Raw genomic sequence first — 13,459 nt, forward strand, 5'->3', positions numbered from 1 at the left:
CGTCATCGAGCGCCGAAGCGCGCCGCGTCGAACGATGAACCCGACTCGAGGCTGGTGGTGGAGTCGACCATCGACGCCTCACCCTCCTGGAACGACCGGTCCATTCCGGCGATACCGCCAAGCACGCCGTCCAGGGCGAGCTTCAGCTCACCCGAGATCGCGTCCGTGCGGGCCTTGAAGCGGTCGAACGCCACGCGTCCCGCGCCCTGGAACTGGCCCTCCAGCGGCTCCGCCGCCTCCAGCAGCTGGCGCACCAGCAGCGCGAGCTCGTCGCTCGACCCCGAGGTCGCCTTTCCCAGCACGCCCAGCGTGTCAGCCCCCATCGCGAACTTCATCGCGTACCTCCCCGAACCGTTGACAACGACGTCACCACCCTAAACAGGGCCGATACTTCGGTCCAACCAGATGAGAGAACTCTCCTTTTCGCCCGTGTCACCTGCCACGATGGGTCCAACGGCCACGAGAGGCCGGAGGGGACGGGACTCGTGGCGGACTACCCCAACATCGCCGACCACGGCGTGATCGGCGATCTGCAGACCGCGGCCCTGGTGTCGACGGACGGCACGATCGACTGGTTCTGCGCGCCGCGCTTCGACGCGCCGAGCATCTTCGGCTCGCTCCTGGACGCCGAGCGAGGCGGGTTCTGCAGCATCCGCCCCATCGCCGACGACGTGGTGACCCGGCAGCTCTACCTCCCCGACACCGCGATCCTCGTCACCCGTTTCATGACCGAGGACGGTGTCGGCGAGGTCGTCGACTTCATGCCGATCGCCGGAAGAGGGCACACCCAGCGTCATCGCATCGCCCGGCTCATCCGCGTCGTCCGCGGCGTCATGGAGTTCGAAGCCGAGGTCCGCCCCCGCTTCGGCTACGGGCAGCACCCCGAGAGCATCGAGGCCTCCCCCGAGCACGGCGTGGTGTTCGCCGGCGCCGGCCAGACCCTGACCGTGCATCGTGTCGGCGACGTCATCGAGCGCGACGGCGCCCCCGCGGGCCACCTGGAGATGGTGGACGGGGCCTTGCGCGTCCGCGGCGAGCTGCGCGCCGGGGAGAGCACCGGGCTGCTGCTCGAGACCGGGGGTGCCGCGGCATCCCGCATCGACGCCTCCGAGCTCGACCGCATGTTCCGTCGCACCCAGCGCTTCTGGCGCGAGTGGGTCGACCGCTCCACCTACCGGGGTCGGTGGCGCGAGATGGTCAGCCGCTCGGCGATCACGCTGAAGCTCCTCACCTATGCGCCGAGCGGCGCGATGGTCGCCGCTCCCACGACCGGGCTCCCCGAGCAGGTGGGCGGCGAACGCAACTGGGACTACCGCTACACGTGGATCCGCGACGCCTCGTTCTCGGTGTCGGCGCTCCTCGGCCTCGGCTACGTGGACGAGGCGGAGGCGTTTGTGGGCTGGCTGACCGACCGCGTGCAGGAGAGCGTCGGCGACGATTCGGGGCCGCTGAAGATCATGTACCGCGTCGACGGCACCTGCGACCTCGACGAGACGACCCTCGCGGGCTTCTCGGGCTATCGCGACTCCCGGCCGGTGCGCATCGGCAACGGCGCCGAGAATCAGCTGCAGCTGGACATCTACGGCGAGGCGATGGACTCCATCGCCGAGGCCGACGCGCACGGCCTGCGCCTGCCGCACCGCGGCTGGTCGCAGGTGAGCCGCATGCTCGACTGGGTCTGCGACAACTGGCAGCGCGACGAGGAGGGCGTCTGGGAGACCCGCGGCGGGCGCCAGCGCTTCACCTTCGGTCGCCTCATGTGCTGGGTGGCGCTGGACCGCGGCATCCGATTGGCCGAGTCGGGCGGTCGTCCCGCCGACATCGTCCGCTGGCGCACCGAGCGCGACGCCCTGTACTCGGAGATCATGACGGCGGGATGGGATGACCGCCGGCACGCGTTCATCCAGCACGAGGGCACCCACGTGCTCGACGCCTCCCTGCTGGTCATGCCTCGGACGGGTTTCCTCTCGCCTCGCGACCCGATGTGGATCTCGACGCTGAAGGCGATGGACGAAGAGCTCGTCTCCGACAGCCTCGTCTACCGCTACAACCCGGCCGCCTCGCCCGATGGACTCCGCGGATCGGAGGGGACCTTCACCCTCTGCTCGTTCTGGTACGTCGACGCCCTCGCCCGATCGGGACGACTGGATGACGCGCGGCTGACGTTCGAGAAGATGCTGACCTACGCCAATCACCTGGGCCTGTACGCCGAGGAGATCGGCCTCACCGGGGAGCAGCTCGGCAACTTCCCCCAGGCCTTCAGCCACCTCGCCCTCATCAACGCCGCCGTCAACCTCGACAGGATGCTAGGAAAATGACCACGCCACCACCCGTCCCGCCGTCCGCCCAGCCGATGAGCGCCGCCGACGAGAAGCTCTGGGCCACCCTCGTCCACCTCGGCGGACTCTTCTTCGGATTCCTCGCCCCGCTCATCGGCTACCTCGTGCTGAAGGACCGCGGCCCCTTCGTCCGCGCGCACACCGCCACGGCGCTGAACTTCCAGCTGACGCTGATCATCGCCTACTTCGCGGGCGTCATCCTGACGTTCTTCTTCATCGGCCTTCTCGTCATCCTCGCGGCCTACGTGCTGAACATCGTGTTCTGCATCATCGCGGCCGTGAAGGCCAACCGCGGCGAGTGGTACACCTACCCGATGTCGATCCCGATCGTCCGATAGCCCTCACTAGACTCGACGGGTGCCCGACCAGTCCCGTCTCGATAAAGTCATCGCCCTCGCTCGCCACCGCGGGTTCGTCTTCCAAGCGGGCGAGATCTACGGCGGGTCGCGCTCGGCGTGGGACTACGGTCCCCTCGGCACCGAGCTGAAGGAGAACATCCGTCGCCAGTGGTGGCAGACGTTCGTGCGCGGGCGCGGCGACATGGTGGGCCTGGACTCCTCGATCATCCTGCCCAAGCGCGTGTGGGAGGCCTCGGGCCACGTCGCCACCTTCACCGACCCGCTCGTGGAGTGCCTGCAGTGCCACAAGCGCTTCCGCGCCGACACCCTCATCGAGGACTTCGAAGCCCGGAAGGGCCGCGTCGCCGAGAACGGACTGGCCGACGTGCCGTGCCCGAACTGCGGCACGAAGGGGCAGTACACCGAGCCGAAGGCGTTCTCGGGCCTGGTGAAGACCTACCTCGGCGTCGTCGACGACGAGTCGGGTCTGCACTACCTCCGCCCCGAGACCGCGCAGGGCATCTTCGTCAACTTCTCCAACGTGCTCACCGCGAGTCGCAAGAAGCCGCCCTTCGGCGTCGGGCAGGTGGGCAAGGCGTTCCGCAACGAGATCACGCCGGGGAACTTCATCTTCCGCACCCGCGAGTTCGAGCAGATGGAGATCGAGTTCTTCACCCCGCCGGCCGAGGCCGAGACCTGGTTCCACGACTGGGTCGAGGCCTGCTGGAACTGGTTCGTCGACCTCGGCATCGACGAGGCCAACATGCGCCGCTTCGACGTTCCCGCCGAGGACCGCGCGCACTACTCCGCCGGCACGATCGATCTGGAGTACCGCTTCGGGTTCCCGGGCAAGGAGTGGGGCGAGCTCATGGGTGTCGCCAACCGCACCGACTACGACCTGAAGAGCCACAGCGAGGCATCGGGTCAGTCGCTGACCTTCTTCGATCAGGCCTCGGGTGAGAAGTACACGCCGTACGTCATCGAGCCCTCCTTCGGACTGACCCGGTCGATGATGGCCTTCCTCGTCGACTCGTATCACGAGGAGGAGGCGCCCAACGCCAAGGGCGGCACCGACAAGCGCACGGTGCTGCGCCTGGACCCGAGGCTGGCGCCGGTGAAGGCCGCCGTGCTGCCGCTCTCGCGCAACGAGCAGCTCTCGCCGATCGCCCGGGAGGTCGCCGACGACCTGCGCGGAGCGTGGAACGTCGACTTCGACGACGCCGGCGCGATCGGTCGCCGCTACCGTCGTCAGGACGAGATCGGCACCCCGTTCTGCGTCACGATCGACTTCGACTCGCTCGAAGACCGCGCGGTCACCGTGCGCGACCGCGACACGATGGGTCAGCAGCGGGTGCCGCTCGAGGGCCTGCACGCCTACCTCGCGGAGCGGCTGAAGGGCGCCTGATCAGCTCGTCACCGTGATGGCGGCGTACTCGCCGCCTCCGCTTGTGACCGACGCGAAGCTCTGCACGAGGATGTGGCGCAGCACGTCGAGATCGACCTTCTCGAGGTCGGTGATGTAGAGGCACGACACGCTCGAGGTGTGCGGTCCGAGCTTCGCCAGGTCGTCGGTGTGCGCGGCGACCGCGTCCACGTAGACGGTGGTCGAGGCCTTCCTCGGCGCGAACGACAGCAGGGGCATGTCGCCCTCGGTGCCGGTGGGGTAGCGGTAGTGGCAGCTGCCGAAGCCGATGATCGTGCCCCAGAGCTCCGGCTCGCGACCCGAGATCTCGCGCATCATCGTCACGAGCGTCTGCGCGTCGCGGCGGCGACGCTCCGGCGTCACCGCGGCGATGTACTCCTCGACGCTCCCGCCGGTGGCCTTCACGACGACTCCTTCGCCTTCGCCTTCGCCGCGCGCTTGTACTCGCGCACCTTCGTCAGCGACTCCGGCGACACGATGTCGGCGACGCTGCGGAACGACCCCTCCTCGCCGTACGGCGCCGACGCCTCCCGCCAGCCCGCGCCGGTGTAGCCGTACTGCTTGCCGAGGAGGGCGAGGAAGATCTTGGCCTTCTGCTCCCCGAAGCCGGGGAGCTTCTTCAGGCGCTTCAGCACCTCGGCCCCGTCGGGTTCGCCGCGCGTCCAGATCGCCGCGGCGTCGCCGTCCCACTCTTCCACCACCGCAGCGCACAGCGACTGCACGCGCGCGGCCATCGATCCGGGGAAGCGGTGTACCGCGGGGGTCGCCGAGAACAGCGCCGCGAACGCGTCGGGTTCGAAGCTCGCCAGCGCGGCCGCGTCGAAGGTGCCGGCACGCTCGGAGATCTTCAGCGGTCCCGCGAAAGCGGTCTCCATCGCGACCTGCTGGTCCAGCAGCATCCCGATCAGCAGGGCCAGCGGGTCGTCGGTGAGCAGCCGGTCGGCGGTCTCATCACCGGTGATGTGCAGCGTCATGCCGCCAGTCTCCCACCCGTTAGGTTGTCAGGAGCCATCGATGCGGACGACCAGCGATGAGACCAGGAGGTGCGTGACGTGGCGGATTCGCGCAGTCTCGTCACCGCCCGCCTCGTCCTGCACAGAGCCCGTGCCCGCGCCGGCTCCCTCCTCGCCCTCACGGCCACCGTCGCCGCGGCGGTCGCCGCCGTCATCCTGATCCTCGTCGTGACCGACGGTGCCGCCGCGCTCGGACGCGCCGCCGCGCCCGCGGGCACGCCCGACGACGAGGTCGCCGCCGCGGTCTCGATCGGCGCCGCCTCGCTCTCGTCGGCGCTTCCCTCCCTGCTCCTCACCGTCGCGGTCGTCGCGGCGGCCGCGGTGGCGCAGCTGGGGCGCCTCCTGGCCGCGGCGCGTGAGCACGAGACCGACACCGTCCGGGCCAGGGGGCTCTCGCGCGGCCAGGCGCTCGCCCTCCACACGATCGAGGCGGTGATCGTGGGCATCGCCGGCACGGCCGCGGGCGTCGTCCTCGCCGCCGGACTGGCGATCGCGGTCGGGGGGACGGATGCCGCGGGCGCGGCCCTCTCACGGTCGGCGGCCGGTGCGGTGGTCGCGCTGCTGCTCGCGATCGTCCTCGTCGCGGCGCTCGCGCGCCGCTCGGTCACGCGACGCCGGGGAGCGCGGGCGACGAGCATCGCCGCCGTGGCCCTCATCGTCGCCGCCGCGGCCCTCGGCCTGTGGCAGCTCGGGTTCGCCCGGCCCGGCGGGTTCGACCCCGTCGTGGCGCTCGCCCCGACCGTCGTCCTCCTCGCCGCAGCTCTGGCCGCGCTCGCCGTGTTCGGCGCGATCGCACGCGTCGCCGCGCTGCCGGCGGGCCGCGCGAGAGGGCTCGAGGCATCGCTCGCCCTGCGCCAGATCGCCCGACGGCTTCCCCTGTCGGGCGTGGCGGTGCTGCTGGTGGCCCTCACGGTCGCGCAGGCGATCCTCGCGGGCGCGTTCGCCGGAACGTGGACCGCGGCCGCGACCGACTCCGCGGCGCTCCGCGTCGGCGTCGACCTGCGGGTCGACCTCGCGCCGCAGAGCGCCTCGCCCGCCGAGGTCGCCGCGGTGTCGGGGATCGACGGCATCGACGAGGTGGCCGCGGCGGTCACCGAGATGCTCGAATTCGGCGACGACGAGGTCAGCCTCGTCGCGCTTCCCGCGCCCCTCGCGCCCGTCGTGATGGCCGACGCCGGTGGTGCGGCCGACCCGGCGGCGCTCGTGCGGGCGGTGACCGGCGGGGCGGACGGGGATGACGGCCGGGACGGCGACAGCGGAGACGTCGGTGCGTCCGCCGCCGGCGCGGTCCGCGCCGACCCCGTCCCGCTCGGCGACGACGCCACCGGGCTGTCGCTCGCGGTGACCGCCGAGTGGACGGGCGCCGATGCGAGCGCCTCGCTGCAGCCGCTCGCCGTCCTTCGCGACGGGCGTGGCACCGTGATCGCGCAGCCGCTCACCCTCTCGGCGGTGAGCACCGATCAGGTGACCGCCGCCGCGACCCTTCCGGAGGGGGACGGTCCCTGGTCGCTGATGGCGCTCGTGATGCGGATCGGCCCGACCCCCGGCGTTCCCACCGGGTCGGTGACCCTGCAGGAGGTGTCCGCGGTGGGAGGGGAGGTCCTGGACCTCTCCGGGACGGTGACCTTCGAGGGCGGGGATCGCGAGCGGGTGATCTGGCTCGCCGACGGCCGGGACGCCGCCGCGGTGGACGCAGCCGCCGACGGCCCAGCCCCCCAGGCGCTGCGGGTCGCCGTCTCGGACGCCTTCTCCGCCCGGTTCGGTGTGGGGGAGGGTGACCGCCTCGACTATCGGGTCGCGGGCACCGGTCGACGCGGCGAGGTGCTCGTCGCCGCGGTGGTCGAGGCGATCCCCGGCGCATCGCGCGCGGACGCGGTGTTCGCGACGACCGACGATCTCCTCGTCGCCTCCCTCCAGCGGGGGACGACGTTCGCGCCGGCGACGAGCGTGTGGGCGGCCGGCCGGACCGACGCCGACGGCGCCCTGAGCGCGGCGCTCGACGACCGCGCCGTCCGGGTCGCCGCTCCCGGTGTGGCCGATCGCATGGTCGGGGTTCTCGTGACGGGATGGTGGGTGTCCGCCGCCGGCGCGGCCGTCCTCGCGCTCATCGCCACCCTCGCGATCGTGCAGTCCCTCGCCCTCGCGCGGGGTCCGGAACTCGCCGTGCTCCGCGCGCTCGGAGTCACCGCCGGTCGGCAGGCGCGCCTCCGGGCCGTCGAGCTCACGGTGATCCTCGGCGGTGCCGCCCTCCTCGGCGCCGGTGCGGGCGCGGCGGTCGCGCTCCTTCTCACCGCGCCTTTCGTGGCGGCGACGACCCCCGGCATCCTCCCGGTCGCCCTCTCGCTCGAGCCGGCGTGGGGCCCGCTGGGAGGCCTGTGCGCGGGGCTCCTCCTCGGGCTCGCCCTCATCGTCGGGGGAGCGAGCGCGCGGGTTCGTCGCGCCGCTCGCGACGCCCTCGTGGACGAGGAGGCGCGATGAGCGGCCGGGTGAGCAGGGCGGCGCTCCTGCGTCACCACCTGGGCTTCGCCTCGGGCGGCGGCGTTGTGGTCGCCGTGCTCGTCCTCGTGCTCACGGTGCTCGCGACCGCCGCCCCGGTCGCGCTCGCGCGCCTCGGGGATGCGACCGTGCAGTACCGGCTCGCGGGCCTGAGCGCCGTCGAACGCGACGTCGCGGCCGACGAGAACGGCATCCCGCAGCTCGCCCCCGAGGTGCTCTTCTCCAGCCCCACCGAGGTCGCGGACGTGTGGGACGGATTCGCCGCCGAAGTCGAGCGCATCCGCGCCGAGGCGGCCGCGCCGCTTCCCGACATCCTGCAGCCGGCACGCACCGTCGCCGTCGGCTCGGCCTCCGCCCTCGCTGACGAGCCGGGAACCGCCGAGATCGCCGTCGCCGTCGACCCCGCCTACGAGGGCGAGATCGATATCGTCGAGGGGCGGCTGCCCGATCCCGCGGTGTTCACCGCGCTCGGCGAAGAGACCGCGGAGGGGCAGGCGTTCGGCAGGATCGAGATCGTCCTCTCGACCGACACCGCCGACGAGCTCGGCTGGGACGTGGGTGTGACGCGTCAGATCACCGGCGCAGGCGGCGTGGTCGACATCGTGCTCGTCGGTCTGTTCGCCCCCGCCGATGCGGGCAGCCCCTACTGGCAGCACGTCCCGTCGGTGCTCGAGCCGAACATCTTCGACGACGGGAACAGGCCGCGCGTCGTCACCGGCACGGGTTTCACCCACCCCGCCTCCCTCCGCGCGACCTTTCCGCAGCAGGCCGCCGTGACGACCACCGTCTGGTACCCCTTCGACGAGACCGCCGTGGACGCGCGGGACGCGGAGGACGTCGCCGCAGGGCTTCGCCTTCTCACCGCCGTCGGGCACACGGTCGCCGAGACCTCCGCCGGCACCGGCGGCATCCTGAGTCTGCGCTTCACCGCCGACGTGATCGGCGCGATCGAGGCGGCGCTGGCCCAGGAGGCGGCGACCGCGGGGGTGGTCGCCATGATCGCGTCCGGCCCGGTGGGCGTGGCCGCCGCCGTGCTGATCCTCGGGTGCCGGCTCGTGTTCGAGCGGCGTCGGCCCGCCCTCCGCCTCCTCTCGGCCCGCGGCGCCGATCACCGGCAGCTGCGCGTGCTCCTCGCCCTGGACGGGGTCGCCTGCGGCATCCTTCCCGCGCTCGCCGGCGTCGGGATCGGCGCCGCCCTCACCCAGGCGACCCTCGGCGCCCCGCCGGAGGCCACCGGCGCCCTCCTCGCGCTCGCGGTCGGTCTGCTCCCGGCCGTCGTCCTCGCCGCGCTCGCCCCCTCGGCTGCGGACCGACGCCCCCGCGCCGACCTCGGCGGACGGGGCTCTCGCCTCCGGGTCATCCTCGAGGGCGCCGTGCTCGTCCTCGCCGGGCTCTCGCTCACCCTGCTGCTGGTGCGCGGGGCGGGTGACGGCGCCGACCTCCTCACCGCCGCCACACCGCTCCTCCTCGCGCTCGTCGCGTGCGTCGTCACGCTCCGGCTCTACCCGATCCCGCTCGCGGCGCTCCTCCGCCGGTCGCGCTCGGGGCGCAACCTCGGCGGCTATCTCGGTGCGGTGCGGGCGCTGCGCGAACCCGCGATCGGCCTCACCCCGGTGCTCGCGCTCGTCGTGGGTGTGTCGGTGGCGGTCTCCTCCGGCATCCTCCTCTCCACCGTCCAGGCCGGAATCGACCGTTCCGCGCGGGCGCAGATCGGCGCGGACATCCGGGTGGCGGGCGGCATCATCACCCGCGACCAGCTCGCTCAGCTCGATGCGATCGACGGCGTCGCGGGGGCGACGGGGATCTCGGGCGCCGACCCGGTCACCCTCGACATCGACGGCGAGCGGGTGGGCACCTCCGCCTTCGTCGTCGACGCCGAGAATCTCCGCGCGGTGCAGGGCGAGGGACCCGGGATGCTGCCGCCCGGCGTCTCGCTCACCCCGACCGGGGGCCCGCTCCCGATCGTGGTCTCGACCGCGCTCGCCGCGGAGATCGACGGGCGCGGGGGCCTGCGGGTCGGCACCGTCCCCGCCGAGGTGGTGGGGGTGCTCGACGGTCCAGCGCCGATCGGTGCGCGGGCGGCGTGGCTGGCGCTGGACTCCTCGGCCGCCGAGGAGGCGCTCGGGCGGGACCCGAGCGACCGCACTGCCGTGCTGCGGCTGGCTCCCGGCGCCGATCCCGCCGCGATCGTCGAGGAGGTGCGGACGGTGGTGAGCCCCACGCTCCGCATCGACACCGCCCGCGAGATCATCGACGACGTCCAGGCGAGCCCTGCTGTCGCGGGCCTGCGTGCCGCGCTCCTCACCGCGACCGCGCTCGCCGCCCTCCTCGGCGCCGTGGCGGTCGTGATGACGCTCACCCTCGCCGCCGCGCCCCGGACGAGGCTTCTCGTGCTCCTGCGGACCCTCGGCGCGCCCGCCCGGATCGGGCGGTCGCTCGCGACGTGGGAGGTGGCTCCGGCCGCCCTCGCCGCCCTCGTCGCCGGCACGCTCTTCGGCGCTGTCGTCCCCCTCGTCGTGCTCGCCGGGGTCGACCTCCGCTCGTTCACGGGGTCGACCGCGGCGCCCGCCTACGCGGTGGACCCCCTCATCCTCGGGGTCACCCTCGGTGCGTTCGCCGCGCTCGTCGCATCCGCCACCGTCATCGCCCTCGCGGTCTCGCGCCGCGCCCGTGCCTCGCGCTTCCTGCGCACGGTCGAGGAAGGATAGGACCATGCACTCCACCACCCGTTCGCACCCGGGCGCGGCGCCGGACGCCGACATCTGGTGCGCCGACCTCGTGCGCATCTTCCAGGTGCCGACGGCCTCGGGCCCGGGGATCGAGGTGCAGGCGCTGCAGGGCCTGAACCTCCGGGTCGACCCGGGTGAGCTCGTCGCCGTCGTGGGAGCATCCGGCTCGGGCAAGTCGACGCTCCTGTCGATCCTCTCCAGCCTCGACCGGCCGACCGCCGGCGTCGCCGTCGTCGCGGGCCACGACCTCCTGACGATGAAGGAGAAGGAGCGGGTGGGCTTCCGGCGACGCAGCGTCGGGTTCGTGTGGCAGCAGACCTCGCGCAATCTCCTCCCCTACCTCACGGCGGCCGAGAACGTCGCGGCGAGCCTGGCCGTGACCGGCGAGCCGCGCGGGGCCGCCGCCCGGCGGACGCGGGTGACGGAGCTTCTCGATCTGGTCGAGGTGGGGCACTGCGCGGCGCGGCGGCCGGCGGAGATGTCGGGCGGCGAGCAGCAGCGGGTCGCGATCGCCGTGGGCATCGCGAACAACCCGCGGGTGCTGCTCGCCGATGAGCCGACCGGTGAGCTCGACGACACCACGAGCGCCCACGTGCTCGAGGCCCTGCGCACCGTGAACCGCGAGCGCGGCATCACCACGCTCATCGTCACCCACGACCCCGGGGTGTCCGACCACGTCGCCCGCACCGTGCAGATCCGCGACGGGCGCACCTCCACCGAGGTGCTGCGCTCCACCCGCGTCGACGAGCACGGTGCCGAGGAGCACATCGCCGAGGAGTACGCCGTGCTCGACCGGGTGGGGCGGCTCCAGCTGCCCGACGAGTTCGTCGCCGCGCTCGACCTCCGCGACCGGGTGCGCCTGGCTCTCGAACCCGACCACGTGCAGGTGCGCCCGGGGGAGAGAGCGGATGCCGCGGCGCAGACCTCCGGCGAGGATCGGCCGTGAGCGCGGCCGGCTCGGTGGCCCTGCGCGGGGAGGGCCTGTCGCGGACATTCCGCAGCGCCGCCGGCGACGTGCACGCCTGCGTCGACATCGACCTCCAGGCCCGCCCGGGTGAGCTCGTCGTCGTCACCGGCCCCTCGGGCGCGGGGAAGACGACCCTCCTGAACATCCTCGGCACCCTCGATCGCCCCGACGCCGGTCGCGTGTGGGTGGGCGAGACCGAGGTCACCGCGCTCGACGAGGAGGCGCTGTCAGAGGTGAGGCGACGCGACCTCGGCTTCGTCTTCCAGTCCTTCGGCCTGATCCCGGTCCTCTCCGCGGCCGAGAACGTCGAGCTGCCGCTGCGGATCGCCCGCACCGATCCGGCCGAGCGCGAGGCGCGCGTCGCCGAGGCGCTGCGGCTGGTGGGACTCGCCGACCATGCCGCGCAGCGCCCCGGTGAACTGTCCGGCGGCCAGCAGCAGCGGGTCGGCATCGCCCGCGCGATCGTCGCCGAACCGCGCGTGCTCATCGCAGACGAACCGACGGCGCAGCTGGACTCGCGCACCGCGGCCACGGTGATGGACCTCATCGTCGATCTCGTCCACACCCGCGGGATCGCCGCGGTGGTCGCCACCCACGATCCGATCCTGCGCGCCCGCGCCGATCGGGTCACCGAACTGCACGACGGCCGACTGCTGGCCGCCGAAGGGAGACTGCGCCGTGACCGACGACGCTGACGCCGCCACCGTTCCCGCGAACCCCGCCGACACGGCGGTGGTCGTCGTGGGCGGCGGGATCGCGGGACTGGTCGCCGCGCTGGAGTGCGCCAAGGTCGGGATGAATGTCACCGTGCTCGAGCGCGACGCCCGGGTGGGCGGGGTCATCCGTCGCGAGACGCTCGGCGGCGTCGAGGTCGACCTCGCCGCCGACGGCTTCTCCCTGCGCGGCGGGGTCGTCACCGCGGTCCTCGACGAGGTGGGGCTCGGCGGTCAGGTGGTCCGGCCCGATCACGGCGGGGTGTGGATCGCCGGTGGGAGCGGGCCTGCGCCGCTTCCCGACGACACGGTGCTCGGCATCCCCGCGAATGCGTGGGCCGAGGACGTCCGCCGTCACATCGGGTGGTCGGGCGCCTGGCGGGCCTACCTCGATCGTCTTCGACCCCCGCTCACGATCGGACAGGAGCACAGCCTCGGACGACTCGTGCGGACGCGGATGGGCGATCGCGTCCGTGACCGGCTGGTCGCACCCCTGAGCGTCGGCGGCTACGCGGTCGACCCCGACGACGTGCTCGTCGACGTCGCCGCACCGGGCCTGAACGCCGCGCTCACCCGCACCGGATCGCTGGCCGGCGCCGTGGCCGCGCTGCGCGCAGAGCGCGAAAGCGGGGCCGGTGAGGACGGTGACGGTCTTGCCGGACTCCCGGGAGGGATGTCGCGGCTCGTCGACGCACTGGTCGCGCGCCTCGACGACTTCGGCGTCGAGATCCGCACCGAGGCGGCCGTCAGAGGGATCCGATCATCCGGAGTCGCGGGCGCAGCGCCGTGGCGGGTCGAGACCGGTGACGGCGAGATCGACGCCGACGCCGTCGTCGTCGCGGTCGACGAACCCGCCGCGAGGGGGCTTCTCGCCGAGGCTGCTCCGTCGTTCGCCTCGCTGTCGGCCGATGTCGCGCCGACGGTGTCGCTCGAGTGCCTCACGCTCGTCTTCGACGCCCCGGGCGGCGCCGCGGACCGCCCCGGGCCGGTGGTGCACGCGGTGCCCGGCACCCGGCGCGCTGCGACGCTGCTGCACCAGACCGGCCGGTGGGCCCCGCTTCGCGAGGCGGCGGGCCCGCGGGGGCTCGTCGTGCGCGTGACCTTCGGCGGCCCGGGGGCGGCACCCGCCACGGCCGATCTCGACGACGCTTCGGCGACCGCGATGGCGCTCGCTGAAGCATCCGCTCTCCTGTCCGTGCCGTTGGACGAGGTGCGATTGCGCGGCACGCGCCGCGACCGCTACGCGCAGCCCCCGCCTGCGACGGCCCGCGGCGTGGCCGAGCGTGCCGCCCGCGCCCGGGGCGCGCTCGCGCCGGCGCCCGGGCTCGCGATCGTGGGTGCGTGGCTCTCGGGAACGGGGCTCGCGCAGGTCGTCGAGGACGCTGTCGCGGAGGCCGATCGGCTGCGGCGACGGCTGCTCTTCGGCGGCGCCGCCGGGTGA

The 13,459-nt window shown here is 73.2% G+C and carries 11 protein-coding genes; 8 read left to right on the forward strand and 3 right to left on the reverse strand.

The window, feature by feature from the left end; translation table 11 throughout:
* Positions 1 to 2: 2 nt before the first annotated feature.
* A complete protein-coding gene (locus tag MA875_RS01145; RefSeq protein WP_124291784.1) occupies positions 3 to 335 on the reverse strand; it encodes a hypothetical protein in 333 nt (110 codons plus the stop codon).
* Between the two features lie 150 nt (positions 336 to 485).
* On the opposite strand from MA875_RS01145, the gene MA875_RS01150 reads away from it, so the two are divergent.
* Genes MA875_RS01150 through MA875_RS01160 form a run of 3 tightly spaced genes read left to right on the forward strand, consistent with a single transcriptional unit; the run spans position 486 to position 4,082 of the window.
* A complete protein-coding gene (locus MA875_RS01150) occupies positions 486 to 2,318 on the forward strand; it encodes a glycoside hydrolase family 15 protein (protein WP_248239729.1) in 1,833 nt (610 codons plus the stop codon).
* Positions 2,315 to 2,677: a DUF4870 domain-containing protein gene (locus tag MA875_RS01155; protein WP_248239731.1), complete on the forward strand. Its 363-nt coding sequence runs from the start codon at positions 2,315 to 2,317 to the stop codon at positions 2,675 to 2,677. The genes MA875_RS01150 and MA875_RS01155 overlap by 4 nt, the downstream gene beginning before the upstream one ends.
* Positions 2,678 to 2,696: 19 nt before the next feature.
* The gene (locus MA875_RS01160; RefSeq protein WP_248239732.1) at positions 2,697 to 4,082 is read left to right on the forward strand and encodes a glycine--tRNA ligase; all 1,386 of its coding nucleotides are present in this window, start codon (positions 2,697 to 2,699) and stop codon (positions 4,080 to 4,082) included.
* Here MA875_RS01160 and MA875_RS01165 read toward each other — a convergent pair whose 3' ends face one another.
* Positions 4,083 to 4,505, reverse strand: a complete 423-nt coding sequence (locus tag MA875_RS01165; RefSeq protein ID WP_248239733.1) for a DUF1801 domain-containing protein — start codon at positions 4,503 to 4,505, stop codon at positions 4,083 to 4,085.
* Positions 4,502 to 5,074: an HhH-GPD-type base excision DNA repair protein gene (locus MA875_RS01170; protein ID WP_248239734.1), complete on the reverse strand. Its 573-nt coding sequence runs from the start codon at positions 5,072 to 5,074 to the stop codon at positions 4,502 to 4,504. The genes MA875_RS01165 and MA875_RS01170 overlap by 4 nt, the downstream gene beginning before the upstream one ends.
* A gap of 78 nt (positions 5,075 to 5,152) precedes the next feature.
* On the opposite strand from MA875_RS01170, the gene MA875_RS01175 reads away from it, so the two are divergent.
* From MA875_RS01175 to MA875_RS01195, 5 genes are read left to right on the forward strand one after another with little or no spacing between them, the layout of a single operon-like run.
* Positions 5,153 to 7,591 carry an FtsX-like permease family protein gene (locus MA875_RS01175; RefSeq protein ID WP_248239735.1) on the forward strand — a complete coding sequence of 813 codons (2,439 nt, stop codon included), beginning with the start codon at positions 5,153 to 5,155 and terminating at the stop codon, positions 7,589 to 7,591.
* Complete coding sequence (locus MA875_RS01180; protein ID WP_248239737.1) at positions 7,588 to 10,317, forward strand: ABC transporter permease; 2,730 nt, start codon at positions 7,588 to 7,590, stop codon at positions 10,315 to 10,317. Before MA875_RS01175 ends, MA875_RS01180 begins: the two co-directional genes overlap by 4 nt.
* 4 nt (positions 10,318 to 10,321) lie before the next feature.
* Positions 10,322 to 11,284: an ABC transporter ATP-binding protein gene (locus MA875_RS01185; RefSeq protein WP_248239739.1), complete on the forward strand. Its 963-nt coding sequence runs from the start codon at positions 10,322 to 10,324 to the stop codon at positions 11,282 to 11,284.
* On the forward strand, positions 11,281 to 12,000 hold the full coding sequence (locus tag MA875_RS01190) for an ABC transporter ATP-binding protein (RefSeq protein ID WP_248239740.1): 720 nt from the start codon (positions 11,281 to 11,283) through the stop codon (positions 11,998 to 12,000). The genes MA875_RS01185 and MA875_RS01190 overlap by 4 nt, the downstream gene beginning before the upstream one ends.
* A complete protein-coding gene (locus MA875_RS01195) occupies positions 11,984 to 13,459 on the forward strand; it encodes a protoporphyrinogen/coproporphyrinogen oxidase (protein WP_248239741.1) in 1,476 nt (491 codons plus the stop codon). The genes MA875_RS01190 and MA875_RS01195 overlap by 17 nt, the downstream gene beginning before the upstream one ends.

Source organism: Microbacterium kunmingense (assembly GCF_023155745.1).
Classification (GTDB): domain Bacteria; phylum Actinomycetota; class Actinomycetes; order Actinomycetales; family Microbacteriaceae; genus Microbacterium; species Microbacterium kunmingense.

Coding starts and splice junctions, on each gene's coding strand:
- MA875_RS01145 (WP_124291784.1), bottom strand. CDS start 335: ATGAAGTTCGCGATGGGGGCTGACACGCTGGGCGTGCTGGGAAAGGCG.
- MA875_RS01155 (WP_248239731.1), top strand. CDS start 2,315: ATGACCACGCCACCACCCGTCCCGCCGTCCGCCCAGCCGATGAGCGCC.
- MA875_RS01170 (WP_248239734.1), bottom strand. CDS start 5,074: ATGACGCTGCACATCACCGGTGATGAGACCGCCGACCGGCTGCTCACC.
- MA875_RS01180 (WP_248239737.1), top strand. CDS start 7,588: ATGAGCGGCCGGGTGAGCAGGGCGGCGCTCCTGCGTCACCACCTGGGC.
- MA875_RS01185 (WP_248239739.1), top strand. CDS start 10,322: ATGCACTCCACCACCCGTTCGCACCCGGGCGCGGCGCCGGACGCCGAC.